The sequence below is a fragment of the Fontisphaera persica genome (assembly GCF_024832785.1).
Taxonomy (GTDB): domain Bacteria; phylum Verrucomicrobiota; class Verrucomicrobiia; order Limisphaerales; family Fontisphaeraceae; genus Fontisphaera; species Fontisphaera persica.
In genome coordinates, this window is record NZ_CP116615.1 from 289539 (window position 1) to 306886 (window position 17348).

The following is a 17348-nucleotide window of genomic DNA, read 5'->3' on the forward strand; positions in this document are numbered from 1 at the left end:
CAAAACCCACGGCATCAAAGCCGCCGTCCGCGAGTTCGGCTGTTCCCGCAACACCGTCCGTAAATGGCTCCGACGCCACGTGCCCGGCAAGCCCTCCTCCCTCCAAGAACACAGCCGCCGCCCACGACGCTCCCCCCGCCGTATCCCCTCCGGCCTCGAAGGCCAAATCGTCAAACTCCGCCACCAAACCGGCTTCGGCGCCGAACGCCTCCAGCGCGAATCGCCCTCCCCTGCAGCCACAACGCCATCGCCCGCGTCCTCCGCCAACACCATCTCCTCCGCCCACGCAAAAGAAACCCGCCACCAAAAACTCCTCCGCGCCCTCAAACGGAACTGGCCACTCTTCTCCCAACTCTCCGCCGATACCAAGTATTTACAGGACATTCCCCATTACTGGCCCCAAATGAACCGCCTCCACCTCCCCGCTTCCAATACACCGTCCGCGAACCAGTCTCCGGCGCCTGCTTCACCGGCTACGCCGACGAACTCTCCAAATCCTACGCCACCCTCCTGGCCACACAACTCTCCGCCCACCTCGCCGCCCACGGCGTCAACCTCACCACCCTGGTCTGGCAAACCGACAACGGCAGTGAATTCCAAGTCAACCAACACCACCAAGGCCTCCCCGCCACCGTCCGCGCCCTCGGCTCCGACCACCGCTTCATCCCTCCCAAACGCTACACCTGGCAAAGCGACGTCGAAACCGTCCACCGCCTGGTCGAAGACGAATTCTTCGACCGCGAAACCTTCTCCAGCCCCCAAGACTTTTGGGCCAAAATCACCACCTACTGGCTGTACTTCAACCTCGTCCGCCCCAACCGCGGCAAAGAATGGCAAAGCCCACTCCAAATCCTCAACGCCAAGGCCCCAGCCCTCGCCGGGGCCCTAATCCACTGGCTCCCCCTCAACCTCTCCCAACCCCACCATCCCGACTTGCCTCCACCCCTCCACCGGGGTCATGATCTACCCAGCTTTCCCTAAATAAACTGGCCATGAAAACCTCATCTCCTCTGCTGGTATTTTTCCTGTCAGGTGTCATTGCAAGCACTGTTTGGGCGGCGGGCACTTCACGGACCATATTCCGCGACACCTTCGAGGTATCGGCGCAAAGCAACAACATAAATTTTGAGAACACCGGAGGCCGCCAGAGCGGGACCGCTGCCCCCTTGAGTTACCTGGACAACGATGCCGGTGATGATACGCGGTCCCAGGTGGGCGCCGCTGAGGCCCCGGGTCAGTTGCGACTGGCGGGGGCGGGATTCGTGGCGGTTTCGCCCAATTACAATTTTACCGAAGGGGGCCGTTTTACCATTGAGTTTGACCTGGACGCCGGCGTGAATGACCCCGGCGGCACTTCCAGCGACTGGGCCTGCATTGTTTTTGGCGCCACTTCACCGCTGGCATTTGTGAACGCCTCCGATGGCATGGGAATTCTCTTTCGCCACAATGGCGGCATCCAGGTTTTTGATGGCTCTACTGACACGGGGGGACAGGCGGCTTTGCCGCTGGGACAGATTCACGTGCGCATTGAGGTGGAAAGCGCCGGTTTTCAAGGCAACAGCGCCGCCACGGTACGGATGTTCGTCAATGACACTCCGGTACAACTGGCGGCCGGTTCCACGGAATACATCAAGACGGGGGGCTTCCGGGGTAATTATATAACCTTGGGGATGGGTGCCTACGGAGGCAACTGGGTGAACGTGTTTGACAATTTTACGGTGAGCGCCATTCCGTGCATCCGGCCGGCGACCTACCTTGTTACCAGCTATCCGGGCCAGACCAATCAAACGATTAGCGTGCGCATACCCGAGGAACTAACCGCCACCCAGGCGGTGGAGGTGGTGGTCACGAGCCAGCAGCCGTTGATTGCCGAGCCAAGAGGCGCCACGGGCGGCAGTCTTACTCTCAACTTTCCCGTGGGGGTGACCGTTCGAGAATTCGGGGTTGACGCCCGGCTGCGGGGCAGGACGGTGTTTAACTTGTCGAGTGCGGCCGAGGCCTGCATCGGGGGATATATCGAAGTGGTGGTGGGCCCCACCTTGGTGGCCAATCCCAGCTTTGAAAACAATTACAACCCCACGTGGCCGCACTACGGGCCGATTGACGGTTGGACGCAAATTCCAGGCGGCAACACGGGGGTCAATGAAGCTGATGGGCCTTTTCACGACAATGGCGCCATTCCTGACCGCGGGCGGGTGGGATTCAATCAGGGGAACGGCGGTCTGTCGCAAATGATTTCAGGCTTGGTGCCCGGCCAGCAGTATTGGCTGCAATTCCGATACAACAAGCGTCAGGGCGGAACCATGGCCTTGAACACGCGCTTTGCGGGGGTTCAAATTGATAGTATCCCCTCCATAACTTCTGTTGGAGGGAGCAATCCTTATCACTACCGGCAAGTGGTGTTTACCCCTGCCACGGAGTCGGGCCTGTTGGAATTTCTTACCTTGGCGGGGGGCGATGCGACGGTGTTGCTGGACGCGGTGACGCTGGTTCCCCGTGGCGCCAACCAGGTGCAACTATGGAATCCAAGTTTCGAAGCCAGTGGCGATGTTCCTTCGCCTGGGGTGGTCAGTCCGGCTTCCATTTCAGGGTGGGTGGGCACCGGCACCTATGGAATTAATCGGGTGGGAGCGGATTTCACGGCGGGCGGGGGCCTCAACCCAGATCAAGATCATGTAGCCTTCCTTCAGGGCAGTGGTTCCTCACTAAGCCAGACAGTATCCAACCTGGTGGCAGGTCAGGAGTATCAAATCTCTTTTTCCATCAGTGCCGCGGTCAATGATTCTCCGCTGTATCGGGTGTGGATGGGGGGCGAAGCAATTTGGACGGATGTTGCGGTGCCGGTCAATCCTGCGGAGCCGTATCCGCGGCTGAGTCTGCGCTGGGTGGCGTCGGCGTCCACCGCCGAGTTGAAGTTTGAGCATGCGGACGTCATGGGGGGCACCATTTTACTGGACGATGTGCAGATTCTCGGGCTGGCTTTGCCGCCGCTCCAGACGGAAATCTCGGCCACCACCGTGGAGATGTTCCGCGGGCAGCCGTTGGGGAGCAATCAGGTGACAGTTTCTCTGCCGCGATATCTGACTGCCACTCAGGCGGTGGACATTCTCGTGATTAGCACGGATCCCACCGTTGCCGTGCCAGTAGGCGCTCAGGATGGCACCCTGGTGCTGCATTTGCCGGCGGGTTTGACAAACTCGGCCTCTTTTGCCGTGAGCGCTTTTCGCTCCGGCGTGGTGACTTTTCTCATCACCAACAACGTAGGGGTGCCGGGCACGACGCTCACGGTGCGCAACCGTTCCGCTTATGTGCGGAATCCCAGTTTCGAGGATAATAGCACGGAGAACTGGCCGGGTTACTTTGATATCGAGGGCTGGACGGAGGTGGGCGGTTGTGGCTTGAATCCCATCACGGTGGACCATCCCAATGGCCGCAGCCCCTTTGCCGACAATGGCGTGATTCCGGATCGCGGGCAGGTGGCCTTTTTGCAAGGGCTGGCAGCGCTGTCGCAGGCGATATACGGTTTGGATACCAACCGGACTTATTGGCTGCAAATGCACTTGAACGCCCGCAATTGTTGTGGGGATTTCCCTGGTGCGGCAGCGCGATTCAACGGAGTTGAACTGGCCAGCACACCGACGGTACCGTTGGTGGGCGGGAGCAACCCCTACTATTTTGTGAACCTGCCCTTTGTTCCCAACTCGCCCACGGGGTTGCTGGAAATTATCAGTGGCCCTTCGTTAAATAATGGCGACCGGACGTTGCTGGTGGACGCGATTAGTTTGATTCAACGCGACACCAACCAGGTGGTGGTGGCTAATCCCAGCTTTGAGGCCAGTGGCTCGCCTCCCTGGCCAGGGTATGTGTCGCCGGCGTCGTTGGCGGGCTGGGCTGGCGGGGGTAGTTATGGTGTCACCATGGCAGCGGCCGGTTCCTTTGCGGACAATGGAGCCTGTCCAGAGCAGGACCATGTGGCCTTTTTGCAGGGGCAGAACTCCTACTTGAGCCAGACTCTTCGCGGTCTGACGCCCGGCCAATCTTACGTCCTCGCCTTTGCCTACAACGCCCGCAGCGGTAACGCGCCCCGGCTGGTGGTCACGTTGGATGGCAGCCCGGTGATGGATGAGAACGTTGCGCCCGTGGGCGGCAACGCGCCATACCGCACGGCCACCATCCCATTTACCGCGGCCAACGCCACCGTGGTGCTGGCATTTACGCAGGCAGCGGAGGGGGATCAGACGGTGCTCTTGGATGACGTGCGGGTATTGCCCGGGCAGCCGCCTGCGCCACCACGCCTGAACATCCGGTTTGTCGCGCCGGACGCGGTTCGCATCTCATGGCCGGTCAGCGCCGGGGCGGAGTGGGTGCTGCGCGCGTCGCCGACGCTGGCTGCCCCATTCCAGGAGGCCGGTTTGCCGGTCCAGACCGAGGGAGAGGAATACGCGGTTTATGACGGTCTAAGTGGCGCGAGCAGGTATTACCTGCTGGCGAAATAAACCCCTTCCCAGATTCTGTCCGTCACGGCGAACAGGGCCAGCGGGGAGACCTTTCCTCGGCTGGCGCTGGAGCGGCGTATTTTATCCTGGAAACATGCTGCGGCAGGCGGTTTTTGCCGTCATTTGCCATTCCTGCTTGACCGTGTCACTTTGTGCCTTAGCATCGCGCGCCGGTGCGGGCTCATGACATGAAAGCAATTTTGGCGCTGGAAGACGGGACGGTATTTCACGGCAAGGCGTTTGGGGCGAAAGCCTCGGCCTGCGGGGAGGTGTGTTTCAACACCTCGATGACCGGGTATCAGGAAATCCTCACAGACCCCTCCTACAAGGGACAAATTGTGACGATGACCTACCCGTTGATTGGCAACTACGGCATCAACCGTCAGGATGTGGAATCATGGCGTCCGCATGTGGCGGGTTTCGTGATTCGTGAGCTTTCGCCGGTGGTGAGCAACTGGCGGGCGGACGCATCCCTGCCGGAGTACCTGGAGGAATACGGCATTCCCGGGATTCAGGGCGTGGACACGCGCGCGCTGACCAAGAAATTGCGGGTGGTGGGCGCGATGAAAGGTTTTATTAGCACGGAGCCGGGCATGACGGATGCGGAGGCGGTGGAGCGGGCGCGGGCGTGGCATGGGATGGTGGGCATGGACTATGTGAAGGATGTCACGCATGCCGAACCGTTCTTGTGGGACGAAAAAGATGAGATGAGCGCCAGTTTCCGGCTGGTGCAGGGCACGGCGCCGGTCAATCCCCGGGAGGTGCGCGCGCCCTTGCCGCCGGCGGATATTCCCATTGTGGCTTACGATTTCGGGATGAAGTACAACATCCTGCGGCGCCTGCGTCAGCATGGTTTCCGGGTGCAGGTGGTGCCGGCGCACACGCCCGCGGCGGAGGCGCTGAAGTACAAGCCCGCCGGTATTTTCCTGTCCAACGGCCCCGGCGATCCGGCGGCTTTGCATTACGCGGTGGCGGCGGTGCGGGAACTGGTGGCCACGGGTTTGCCCATCTTTGGGATTTGTCTGGGACACCAGATTTTGGGGCAGGCGCTGGGGGGGCGGACGTTCAAGTTAAAGTTTGGACATCGCGGGGGCAACCAGCCGGTCAAAGATTTGGAGTCGGGGAGGGTGGAAATTACTTCGCAAAACCATGGATTTGCCGTGGACCCGGCGTCCCTGCCAGCGGAGGTGATGGTGAACCGCATCAACCTGAATGACCAAACGGTCGAGGGGTTGCGGCACAAACATAAGCCCATCTTTTGCGTGCAGTATCACCCGGAAGCCTCGCCCGGGCCGCATGACTCAACGCCCTTGTTTGCCGAATTCCGGCAGATGATTGAGCGGCATTGAGCGGCGGCTGGGTAGAAAGCGGGCGGCGCTTAGGGGGACACAGGGGCGGCGGGCTGCCACAGTTGAAGGCGGACCAGTTCAGTTTTCAAAACGCCGGCCCATTTGGCGTAGCCCGCCGCGTTGGGGTGGAGCAGGTCGGGAAATTCTTCCGGTTTGGCATCTCCCTGGGCGTTGGCAAAGAGGGTATAAGTGTCCAGCAGCGTCACTTGGGGGTCGCCTTTCACGGCGGCCGCGTACAGTTCATTGATGCGGCGGATTTTGTCGGCCGGCCGTTTTTTGGTCGCTGAGCTGGGAAAGACCTGACAGAGGAGAATGGGCATGCGGGGGTTGTGGCGTTTCAGCTCGCCCAGAATCAACTTAAGATTGGCGGCGATGGTTTCCGGGTCGGCTCCTTCTTCCAGGTCATTCGTGCCAATGAGCAGCACGACGCCCTTTGGGTTCAACGCCAGCACATCTTCCTTGAGGCGGATGAGCACGCCGCGGGTGGTATCGCCGCTGATGCCCCGGTTGGCGGCTTTCAGGCCAGGGAAATGCTTTTTAAGCTGCTCGCCCCATCCCTGGGTGATGGAATCGCCCAGAAACACGACGGCGTTTTGGTCTTGTTCCACCTGTTTGGCCCACAGGGTACGCCGTTGGAGCCAGAGGTTTTTGAACCAGTCATAGCGGCGGATGGGGCCGGCGCCGGGTAGGCCATCGTCATGGGCGGGCAAGGCCAGGCGTTGCTCAAGCGCGGGCGGGGTTTCCGGGGAGGGGGCGGCGAGGCCGGGCCATGAAAACAGGGCGCCGGCGGCGATGACCAGCGCGCCCCACCATCCACTGATGCGATTCAACATAATTAATCCTGAGTGTGTGTGTGGTAAAATTTGCTTCATTTTGCGCCACATTTCAGCAACTGGCAAGTCTGGCGGCAGAGACCTTCACCGCTGGGAGGGGTTGCGTCATTGGGGCCATTCCATGTGGGGGGCATGCCAGCCAACGGGTTCGGCCGAGGCACGCCGGCCAATTCACAAAAGGGTGGCGTAATTTTGGGAAGCCGGTTAAATACTCCCATGAACCTCGCGCAACAAAAACGGCTGTTTTTCTTTTTATTCTCCCTTGTTTCTGGCCAGGACGCCCGGCGTTTGATTTGCGGCCTTGGGGTGGGTGTGGGGATTGCATTGGCTGGTGGCGCGCCCGCCCAGTCTCCGGAACCGTTGAACTGGACGGCGCAGCAGGATCACCGGCAGATGATGGAGCAGTTGGGGATCACACGGTTGCGGCCCGGCCCCAGCTCCCAACCGGGGCGCACAAATTCCGCGAATTATGACCCGGCCCTGGCCAACCCGTACCCCGATTTGCCGGACGCGCTGACTTTGAAAAATGGCCAGAAGGTCACCACCGCCGAGCAGTGGTGGAAGCTGCGGCGCCCGGAGATTGTGGAGGATTATGAGCGCGAGGTGCTGGGCCGGGTACCCAAAAATGTACCGAAGGTAACCTGGAGTGTGGTAACGCAAGCCAATGATCGGGTGGTGGGGAATTATCCGGTGCTGGCCCGGCGGGTGGTGGGCCGGGTGGATAATTCGGGATTTACCAATATCAGCGTGGAAATCCAGCTCACGGTGGTTACGCCGCTGGATGCCAAACGGCCGGTGCCGTTATTGATGATGTTCGGCGGGTTTGGCAGCGGTTTTCCCCGCCGGCCAGGAGAGGCGGCGCCCGGGCCGCCCGGCTTTTTTGGCGGCGGCAATCGCAGTGGGGAACCGCCTTCCACCGAACAATTGATTTCCAACGGTTGGGGATACGCGATTTTGAATCCTAACAGCATCCAAGCCGATAATGGAGCGGGGTTGACCCGGGGCATCATAGGCTTGGTCAATAAAGGGCAGCCGCGCAAGCCGGAGGATTGGGGGGCTTTGCGCGCATGGGCCTGGGGCGCGGCGCGGGCGCTGGATTATCTGGAGACGGACCCGGCCGTGGACGCCAAACGGGTGGGCATTGAGGGGGTGTCGCGGTATGGCAAGGCCGCGCTGGTGACGCTGGCCTTTGAGCCGCGTTTTGCGGTGGGCTTCATTGCGTCCTCGGGCAAGGGCGGTGCGACTTTGTTGCGGCGTCATTTTGGCGAGGCGGTCGAGACGCTGGCCAGCTCGGGCGAGTACCATTGGATGGCGGGGAATTTTTTGAAGTACGCCGCCGCCGAGGGCAAATGGGGCAACAAAACCCCGGCGGACTTGCCGGTGGACGCGCATATGTTGATTGCACTGTGCGCTCCACGGCTGGTGTTCATCAGTTACGGGATTCCCGAGCGGGGCGATGCCTTATGGCTGGACCAGCAGGGCAGCTTCATGGCGGCGGTGGCGGCGCAGCCGGTGTTTCGCCTTTTGGGCGCCCGGGACTTGGGGGTGAAGGAGGATTATCGCACGGCCCAAATGCCGGCAGTGGGCGTGGGGTTGTTGGAGGGGGAATTGGCCTGGCGGCAGCATGACGGCGGCCATGAAAGCCAGTCCAACATGAAACATTTTCTGGCCTGGGCGAATCGGATGCTGCGGCACACGCCGCCGACGCGCACTCCGTAAATAAAAGGCATGCTGGCGCCGTCCAAGAGGGACAACCTGTGCATTCATACACATGAAACAGATGGCTGAACTTCGAGGGACCCTCAGGATGGGTGGGCTGATGGCGGGCGTATGGCTATGGACCCTCCTTGGCTGGGGAGCCGATTTTTATTGTGACCCGCTGCGCGGCTCGCCCCAGGGCGATGGCAGCGCAGCCCGGCCGTGGCGGACGGCGCAGGAGGTGATTGCAGCACGCTTGATTGAATCGCGTGACGCGCAGGGCCGCCCCATCAACGCGGGGGCGCCGGTGAAAGCAGGCGACACGCTCTGGTTGCGCAGCGGCTGGCATGGGGTAATCCGTCTGGCGGGCGGACACAATGCGGAGTTCATTACCCTGGCGTCCGAGCGCGGTCATACGCCGCAGGTGGGATGGGTGGAGATTGCCGGGGGCAGCCGCTGGCGCATCAAGGGGCTGACCATTTCTCCCTCGCTGGCACCCGCGCCGCTGGAGAAACCACCCCATAGCCTCGTGATGTTGGGAGAGCGGGGCGACGATACCTGCCATGAATTGGTGGTGGAGGATTGTTTTGTCTTTAGCGTGTTGGATACGGCGTCGTGGACGGCGAAGGACTGGGTGACCAGACCGCAAAGCGGCATCTGGCTGGGCCGGCATGGACGGGGGCATGTGGCGCGCAACAATTACGTGCTCAACACCCGGTTTGGCATCAACTTGTGCGCCCCGGAGGTGGTATGCGAAGGCAACGTGGTGGCCAATTATTCCGCCGATGGCATCCGCGTCACCCGGGACGGGCAGAAGGTGCGGATGAACGTGGTGAAGAACAATTTTGTGGGCGCAGACGAGGGGGATGACAACCACGATGATGGCATTCAAGCCTTTCTGTTCAACGTGGGGCGGGGGACCTTGCGAGGGGTGCGGGTTGAAGGCAACGTGATTGTGGCGCGGGAACGGGATGACCTGCCCTTTCCCAATCCCTTACAGGGCATCGGTTTTTTTGATGGGCCGCTCGTGCAGTTTGGGGTGGAGCGCAACGTGGTGCTGGTGAATCACTGGCATGGAATTACATTGGGGGATGCCCAGCAAAGCTTGGTGCGCAGCAACGTGGTGTACAGCCGCTGGACGGCGGAGAAGCCCAAGCCTTGGATTATGTTGGGCCAGAAACAGAAACTGGCGCGGGGCAATACGGCCGTGGACAACTGGGCCCATTCCTTCTCCTTCAAGGACGATGCCGAGGTCAAGGCCGAGCGCAATCAACCTGTAACCGAGGCGCTGTTTCGGGAAAAGTTGCTGGCGCTGATGAAAGAAATCGAGGCCGAGTTTGGAGCGCGGCATCCGGTGGCAGGACGGCCACGCCTGGAAATGCCGTGGCTGGAGGCGGGCAGGGGGAATTAAAAAGAAAACCGGCGCTGAATTTTTTTCAGCGCCGGTGGAGTCAATTCGTGGGAGGGATTATTGGCGATTCTGGCCGCCGCCACCGCCACCACCCCCGCGTTGTCCGCGGCCGCCTTGACCGCCCGGACCGCCAGGAGCTGCACCGGGACCACCTTGTCCACCGGGGCCGCCTTGCCGCATGCCCATGCCGGCGCCGGGGCCACCCATCATGCCGCCCTGGAGCATCATGAAGCTGAAGCGGTTTTCAATCATTTGCTCCTTCTGTTCAGGTTTGAGGGTGGGGTTGATGCTGGCGAATGCCTTGGCGCGCAGCACCATGATGTCGGTTTGAATCTTGGACACGGCCTCGGCTTTTTCGCGGATTTTCTTTTCATCCTGCTTTTCGGCCAGGACTTCTTTCATCAATTCGCGTTGGGCCGCCTGCAGTTTTTCGTTCAGTTGCTGCACCGCATCCTGCTGTTTTTGCATTTCCTCGCGCAGGGTGTTGCGCTGTTGTTCGTCCAGCCCAAACCCGCCGCGACCGCCGCCGGCCGGTTGCGCCTGGAGCGCTGAAGCCAGCATGGACACAGCGCCGGCCAGGGCCAGGGTGAAGGCATACTTAACCATGTTTCTCATAGGTGTTTTGATGTTTTATCCGGGCCAGTTTGCCGCCCGCCGGGCTGCCCGTGGCTCCGGCTGGCGTGGCCGCCCAGACCGGCATCTGGAGATGCCCGGCCTGCGGCCAGCACTGTTTGATGCGTTAGACGAAGGCTGGGGAAAGATGGTTACACAAAAATGAGAAATTGCAGAAGGGTTTGATTCCCAAGGGCTAAAAAAATGGGGGCGGGCCATGAAAAGGCGTTGCGAAAATGTAACATTTGTGTTTTCTTTCAGCCAAAGCAATCACCCAAAAAAGCGTATGTTGCGAACTGGTCTGCGTTTATTGTTAGGAGGAATCTTGGCATTTTTTGTTTTGGCCTCCTCCGTTTTCTCCCAGGATCGTTTGTTAATCACCGAATTCATGGCCGCCAACCGTTCCACGCTGGCTGACGAGGATGGGGCTTTTTCCGACTGGGTGGAGATTTACAATGCCGGGACCAACACGGTGAATATGGAGGGGTGGTATCTAACCGACAGCGCCAATGATTTGACCAAATGGCGTTTTCCGGCCACCAACCTGGCGCCCAACCAGTATCTCATTGTATTCGCGTCCGGCAAGGACCGCCGGGTGCCGGGGCAGCCCTTGCACACCAGTTGGCAGCTTTCCACCGGCGGCGAATATCTGGCGTTGGTCAAACCGGACGGCACCAACGTGGTGTTTGCTTATGCTCCGGCTTTTCCGCGTCAATTCAATGACATCTCCTTTGGCATCAGCACGTTTGCTGACCCGACGATTCTCGTGGGCACCAACTCGCCGGCGCGCGTTCACGTGCCGGCCAGTGACGGCCTGGCGTTAAGCTGGACGGAATTGACCTTCAATGACACGGCGTGGGTGGCCGGCACCAATGGGATAGGTTACGATGGCAATCCGAACGAGGCCGGCCAATCTTTTCAACAGCCGGTGCATGTTTACTCTTTTGACGCCAGCAATGCGCAGGACACGGTGGGGACGCTGCATGGGACTCTGGAGGGCGGCCCCAGTTTTGTGGCGGACCGCACCGTGGGGCGGGCGTTGAGCCTCAACGGCACCAGCCAGGCGGTGACGTTCCCGAACTGGGATTTCACCTCGCGTTTCACTCTGGCACTGTGGTTGAAGCCAGCCAACCGGTTTAACATTCAGAATGTGGTGGCCAATGTGGCGGGTGGTTATACCACGGCCGGTTTCAAGTTTTTCGTTAACAGTTACAACACCCAGGATGGGCTGCTGGTCTTTGAGCATGGCAACGGCAGTTCGGGCCAGGTGGCCAAGTCGCTGGTGGCGGTGGATTTTGACCAGTGGAATCACGTGGCCATCGTGGTGGACCGGACAGCGGGGCGCATCTGGTTTTACAAGAATGGCGTGGATGTGACGGACCCGGCCCAGAGTTTTGTGCGCAACGATTTCACCACCAGCGGGGCATGGTACTTGGGGAAGATGGCCAACAATGTTTACTGGTATGGCGGGCAGATGGACGAGCTGTTGATTTTCACCAATACGCTGTCCGCCTCGGAAATTGCGGGCCTTTACAATGGCAATGTGGGCGCTCCTTACCGCGCGTTGATTAAGACGGATGTGTTGAACCTGATGTCGAATGTCAACGCCTCGGTGTACATCCGCCTGCCGTTTGTGATGGAGGACCCCGGCGCGGTGGACGCACTGACCTTGCGCATGAAATATGATGATGGTTTTGTGGCCTATCTAAACGGGGTGGAGGTGGCCCGCCGCAACGCGCCCAGCGCAGCGTCCGGAGGGGAGGTGGCCAACTTCACCAATGACTTTTCAGGTTTGCAGGGCATCAACAACTGGTATCACGGAATTTACAACGCGACCACGGATGCGAATCAGCGTTATGACACGGCTGATTTCCAGCCTTTTGCCAGTTCCTATTGGACGGGCAGCGCGTGGGATTTGACCCCGTCCGGCGCCCCGTGGACGACAATCAGCCCGGGCAACACGCATCCCAACGGCAGCAACAGTGGCAACATCCATTGGGCCGTTTCCCGCTGGGTCAGCGAGGCCAACGGCTCGGTGGCGGTCTGGATTCACCTGCGCAAACGCGACACCGCCGGCGGCAACGGCGTCACCGGCAAGCTTTTTGTCAACGGGGTGGAGCGGTTTTCCCGCACCATTGCGAGCACGGATGGGACGGGGGTCACCACCAATCTGGTCATCACCGGCGTCAATGTTGGCGACCTTTTTGACTTCGCCCTGACGCCGCGTGGCACGGACAACGCTGACACGGATAGTAATGACAGCTCGATATTTCAATTTACCATCACGCAGTTGCCCGGGCAGGACCTGACCTGGAATTCACGGGCCACCGGCTTGCATGCGGATGATTTGGCGCTGCAATACGAGACTTTTGACATCACCTCGCTGCGCGGGGCTTTGCAGGCGGGAACCAACATCCTGGCGGTGCATGGGCTGAATGTGGCCGAAAACAATGTGGATTTTCTGATTTTGCCGGAATTGAGTTACCGCACGCGGCTGTTCACCACGGACCGGTTGCGGTATTTTGCCCAGCCCACGCCCGGCGCGTTGAATGCGTTTGGCACGTCCGCCCTGGGCGCGCGCATTACCGAAGTGCAGCATACGCCGCCGGAGCAGCCCCCTGGGCAGCCCTTGACGGTGACAGCCCGGGTGACTCCCACCATGGATGCCATTCAATCGGTCACCTTGTTCTACCGCATTATGTTTGGTCCGAATGTGCCGGTGCCCATGAAGGATGACGGCACGGAGGGGGACGCCGTGGCGGGGGACGGCATTTATACGGCCCGGATTCCTGGCGGTCTGGCGGCGCCGGGGCAGATGATTCGTTATTTTGTGCAGGTCGAGGATGCCAGCGGGGTGGCGTCGCGCTGGCCGTTGTATGAGGACCCGGTCAATTCGCCGCAGTATTTGGGCACCATCGTGGCCACGAACATTACCACCCCTTTGCCGGTGCTGCATTGGTTTGTGCAAAATCATGATGCCGCCGGCACCAGCGCCGGCACCAAGGGCGCATTGTATTATCTGGGCGAGTTTTACGACAATCTGACCTTTAACCTGCACGGCCAAAGCAGTGCGGGGTTCCCCAAGAAAAGCTACGATGTGGATTTCAACCCGGGGCATGGTTTCCTCTGGGCGCCCGGCCAGGAGCGGGTGGATGACATTAACTTGATGACGACCTATCCGGACAAGGCGCGGATGCGCAATATACTGGCTTATGAAACTTATCGGGACGCCGGTTCACCTTATCATTTCACCATTCCGGTGCGGGTGCAGACCAATGGTGGATTTTATGGCGATTACCACCTGATGGAGAACGGGGATGCCGGCTATTTGAAGCGCAATGGGTTGGATCCGCGCGGGGCTTTTTACAAGATGTACAACACCTTCAGTTCCGCCGCGGATACCACCATCGGCATCAACGGCAACTACGCCGAAAAGAAAACCCGCAAGAACGAAAACAACGCCGACCTGCTGGAGTTTCTCAATGGCGCCGTGCTGCAAAGCGGCAATGCGCGGGTGGCCTGGATTATGGACAATGTGAACCTGCCGGCGGTGATTAATTACCTGGCAGCTCGCATCGTGACCGCCGACCGGGATTGCTGCCACAAGAATTATTACTTTTATCGTGATACCGAAGGCAGCGGCCAGTGGTCCATGTTTGCGTGGGACGTGGACCTGAGTTTTGGCCGTTCCTGGACGAACACCTGGACTTACTGGGATGACCGGGTGACCTGGGACAATCCGCTGTTCAGCGGGGGCAACAACGGTTTTGTCAATGCGCTGTTTAATATTCCACAAACCCGCCAGATGTATTTGCGCCGTATTAAACAGCTTCATTTTCAGCTCATGCAGGCGTCTTCCACGCCCGCGCATTTGCTGCGCTATGAACGGCGGGTGGATGAACTGACGGCGATTCTGGCGCCAGACGCGGCGCTGGACCTCGCCAAGTGGGGCACCTGGGGGCAAGGGCAGGCCTCGAGCACTTGCTGCGTCATGACTCAACCCCAGGCCGCCGAGGTCATTAAAACCAATTTCCTGGTCAACCGGCGCCTGTTTATCGAGCAAAACATCTACGTGGGCTACAGCGGCGAGATGCCCGCGCAATCTCCCAATGCGGTGATACGCTTTTTTGACATGGATGCCAATCCGGCCAGCGGAAATCAGGCCCAGGAGTATTTGTGTTTCACCAATCCGCAGCCGTATGCGCTGGATGTTTCCGGCTGGCGTATTCGGGGCGGGGTGCGGTTCACCTTTGAGCCGGGTACAGTGATTCCCGCCAACAGTGTGATTTATGTGGCGAAGGATTTGAAGGCTTTCCGCACCCGCACCGTGGGGCCGCGCGGGGGACAGATGCTGTTTGTGCGTGGCAATTACGAAGGCCAGATGTCCGCCTGGGGCGAGGCGCTGGAGGTGGTGGACGACACCGGGCGGCTGGTGGCGTTCACCAATACGCCGGCCACGCCCAGCCTGGCGCAGCAATTTTTGCGGGTGACGGAAATCATGTATCGTCCTTCACCATGGCCGGGGAGCAGTCTGGATGCCGATGAGTACGAATATATTGAGCTGGCAAACATCAGCTCCAATGTCACCCTCAATTTGGCGGGTGTGCATTTTGCGGAGGGCATCCAGTTCAATTTCACCGGCGCGGCTATCACCAACCTGCCTCCCGGCGGGCGGGTATTGGTGGTGAAAAATCCGGCGGCCTTTGCGGCCCGTTTTGGGACAAACCTGCCAGTGGCGGGCACTTACACTGGTAACTTGAATAATGGCGGGGAGATGCTGCGCCTGAACGATGGCCAAGGAGAAAAGATTCTCGAATTTGCGTATGACAATCGCTGGTATCGGCTGACCGACGGATTGGGTTTTGCGTTGGCGGTGGTGGATGAATACGCTCCTTGGACGGCCTGGTCCGAACCAACTCAATGGCGGCCGTCGGGACAGCTTGAAGGGTCGCCAGGACTTGCCGATTTGGCGCCGCCCCTCCTGTTGCCGGTGTATGTCAACGAAGTGCTGAGCCGCCCGCTGGTCGGCGGACTGGACGCAGTGGAACTTTACAATCCCAATGACCAGCCGGCGGCTATAGGCGGTTGGTTCATTACGGATGACTTTCGCACGCCGCAGAAGTTTCGGATTCCTGACGGCACGGTGATTCCTCCCGCCGGTTACCTGGTGTTCACCGAAGCCGATTTTCAATCTACGCCAGACCCGGCCAAACGCTTTGCCTTGGGCGCGAAAGGGGATGAAGTGTACCTCTTCTCGGCTGATGCACAGGGACGGTTGACGGGCTATTACCACGGGTTTGATTTTGGCGGTGCGGCGGCGGGGGTGAGTTTCGGGCGCCACGTCATCAGCACTGGGGCGGACCATTTTGTGGCGCAATCGGCGGTGACGCTGGGGACCAACAATGCCGGCCCGGCGGTGGGGCCGGTGGTCATCTCCGAGGTGATGTATCATCCCCAGGATTTGTCATTTTACGGATACCGCTACAATAATCAGCAGCATGAGTACGTGGAACTGCACAATGTCTCTGGCAGTCCGGTGGATATGGGCCAGCCGGGGGCGGGCTATCGTTTGCGGGATGGTGTGAGTTTTGCATTTGCCCCCGGAACCCTTATCCCGCCCGACGGGCGTTTGTTGGTGGTTAATTTTGATCCGATCTTGCAGCCTGAGCTGTTGGCTGACTTTCGCGCTCGTTACCAACTGGCGGCCTCGGTGCCCATAGTGGGGCCATACCAGGGAGATTTAAGCAACGGCGGGGAGAGTGTGGAATTGGCGCAGGACCAGCCGTTTGAAGATAACACCACGGACCCGGTGCTGGTGGACAAAGTGCGCTATGATGACGGCCAGGAATGGCCTTGTGGGGCCGACGGCACGGGTCTCTCCTTGCAACGTTTGAACAGTCAGGCCTACGGCAACGATCCCTTGAACTGGGTGGTGGCGCTGCCTACTCCGGGCGCGGCGACTGTGCCCCAGATGCCGGGGGTGCCTTCCATTACCGCCCAACCCCAGGCCACCAGTGTGGCCACCAACGGAGTGATCCAGCTTGCGGTGGAAACCTGCTCCAATCGCGGCCTGAGCTATCAATGGCTGCGTAATGGCGAGCCTATTCCCGGCGCAAATCAGCCAGTGTACCTCAAGCCGGGGGCCACTTTGGAGGATAGCGGTTATTATGCGGTGATTGTGACCGGGCCACATGCCAGTGTGACCAGCCAGGTGGCCTGGGTCTCGGTGCAGGTGCCGCCGGTGATCGTGGAGCAGCCGGCGAGTCAGGCGGTGTTGGCATTTAGCGATGCGGTGTTGCGGGTGGGGGTGGGGCCGACGCCGCCGTACTGGGTGCAGTGGCGGTTGAACGGGGCGAATTATTATCTGAGCACGAATTTGACGCTGGTGTTGACGAATGTGCAGAAGGGGCAGCAGGGGCAGTGGCAGGCGGTGGTGTGGAATGCGGCGGGGGTGGTGACGAGCGCGGTGGCGAACCTGGTGGTGAACGTGCCGGCGCGGGTGGTGGGGCCGGTGGGGGAGGTGGTGGCGACCAATGGGAACACGGCGGTGTTGCGGGCGGTGGTGGTGGGGGAGGCGCCGGTGGGGTACCAGTGGTATTTTGAGGGGGCGCCGGTGGGGGGATGGGCGACGGCCAGTGGGACGAATGTGGTGTTGAGTTTGGCGAATGTGCAGGAGGGGCAGGCGGGGCGGTACTGGCTGGTGGTGAGCAATGCGTATGGGATGGACACCAGTGCGGTGGGGCGGTTGGTGGTGTATGTGCGGGCGGGGTATGCGGTGCAGCCGGTGCATGAGCTGGTGACGCAGGGGGAGGAGTTGGTGATGCGGGTGGTGGTGACGGGGACGCCGCCATATCGGCTGGTGTGGCAGCGGCAGGCGACGCCGGTGTGGACGAACGACACGTGGGTGGGGGAGAGTGTGTTGCGGTGGGGGCGGATGTTGTTGCAGGAG

7 protein-coding genes and 1 pseudogene are annotated in these 17348 nt (G+C 60.3%); 6 read left to right on the top strand and 2 right to left on the bottom strand.

Features of this window, described 5'->3' with window-relative positions:
* Positions 1-63 precede the first annotated feature (63 nt).
* The 3 genes from NXS98_RS01240 to carA all read left to right on the top strand — a co-directional run bounded on the left by NXS98_RS01240 (position 64) and on the right by carA (position 5845).
* Positions 64-981, top strand: coding sequence for a hypothetical protein (locus NXS98_RS01240; RefSeq protein ID WP_283846641.1), 918 nt, complete (start codon positions 64-66; stop codon positions 979-981).
* An 11-nt stretch (positions 982-992) separates the two neighbouring features.
* Complete coding sequence (locus NXS98_RS01245; RefSeq protein ID WP_283846642.1) at positions 993-4496, top strand: hypothetical protein; 3504 nt, start codon at positions 993-995, stop codon at positions 4494-4496.
* Positions 4497-4684: 188 nt separating this feature from the next.
* The gene (carA, locus tag NXS98_RS01250; RefSeq protein WP_283846643.1) at positions 4685-5845 is read left to right on the top strand and encodes a glutamine-hydrolyzing carbamoyl-phosphate synthase small subunit; all 1161 of its coding nucleotides are present in this window, start codon (positions 4685-4687) and stop codon (positions 5843-5845) included.
* 29 nt (positions 5846-5874) lie between these two features.
* On the opposite strand, the gene NXS98_RS01255 is transcribed toward carA, so the two are convergent.
* Entirely contained in the window at positions 5875-6678 is an 804-nt protein-coding gene (locus NXS98_RS01255) for an SGNH/GDSL hydrolase family protein (RefSeq protein WP_283846644.1), read from the bottom strand.
* 216 nt (positions 6679-6894) lie between these two features.
* Here NXS98_RS01255 and NXS98_RS01260 point away from each other — a divergent pair, with 216 nt between their 5' ends.
* Both NXS98_RS01260 and NXS98_RS01265 read left to right on the top strand, forming a co-directional pair.
* Positions 6895-8397: a glucuronyl esterase domain-containing protein gene (locus tag NXS98_RS01260; protein WP_283846645.1), complete on the top strand. Its 1503-nt coding sequence runs from the start codon at positions 6895-6897 to the stop codon at positions 8395-8397.
* A gap of 61 nt (positions 8398-8458) precedes the next feature.
* Entirely contained in the window at positions 8459-9787 is a 1329-nt protein-coding gene (locus tag NXS98_RS01265) for a right-handed parallel beta-helix repeat-containing protein (RefSeq protein WP_283846646.1), read from the top strand.
* A gap of 57 nt (positions 9788-9844) precedes the next feature.
* Here the strand turns inward: NXS98_RS01265 and NXS98_RS01270 are convergent, their stop codons facing one another.
* Positions 9845-10402 carry a Spy/CpxP family protein refolding chaperone gene (locus tag NXS98_RS01270; protein ID WP_283846647.1) on the bottom strand — a complete coding sequence of 186 codons (558 nt, stop codon included), beginning with the start codon at positions 10400-10402 and terminating at the stop codon, positions 9845-9847.
* 283 nt (positions 10403-10685) lie between these two features.
* On the opposite strand from NXS98_RS01270, the pseudogene NXS98_RS17860 reads away from it, so the two are divergent.
* Positions 10686-15650, top strand: a pseudogene (locus NXS98_RS17860) (lamin tail domain-containing protein); the annotation flags it as partial.
* Between the last annotated feature and the right edge of the window lie 1698 nt (positions 15651-17348).

What these genes read in the sequence shown, in the direction of transcription:
- NXS98_RS01240 (WP_283846641.1), top strand. Translation starts at nt 64, where the DNA reads ATGGCTCCGACGCCACGTGCCCGGCAAGCCCTCCTCCCTCCAAGAACA.
- NXS98_RS01245 (WP_283846642.1), top strand. Translation starts at nt 993, where the DNA reads ATGAAAACCTCATCTCCTCTGCTGGTATTTTTCCTGTCAGGTGTCATT.
- carA (WP_283846643.1), top strand. Translation starts at nt 4,685, where the DNA reads ATGAAAGCAATTTTGGCGCTGGAAGACGGGACGGTATTTCACGGCAAG.
- NXS98_RS01255 (WP_283846644.1), bottom strand. Translation starts at nt 6,678, where the DNA reads ATGTTGAATCGCATCAGTGGATGGTGGGGCGCGCTGGTCATCGCCGCC.
- NXS98_RS01260 (WP_283846645.1), top strand. Translation starts at nt 6,895, where the DNA reads ATGAACCTCGCGCAACAAAAACGGCTGTTTTTCTTTTTATTCTCCCTT.
- NXS98_RS01265 (WP_283846646.1), top strand. Translation starts at nt 8,459, where the DNA reads ATGGCTGAACTTCGAGGGACCCTCAGGATGGGTGGGCTGATGGCGGGC.
- NXS98_RS01270 (WP_283846647.1), bottom strand. Translation starts at nt 10,402, where the DNA reads ATGAGAAACATGGTTAAGTATGCCTTCACCCTGGCCCTGGCCGGCGCT.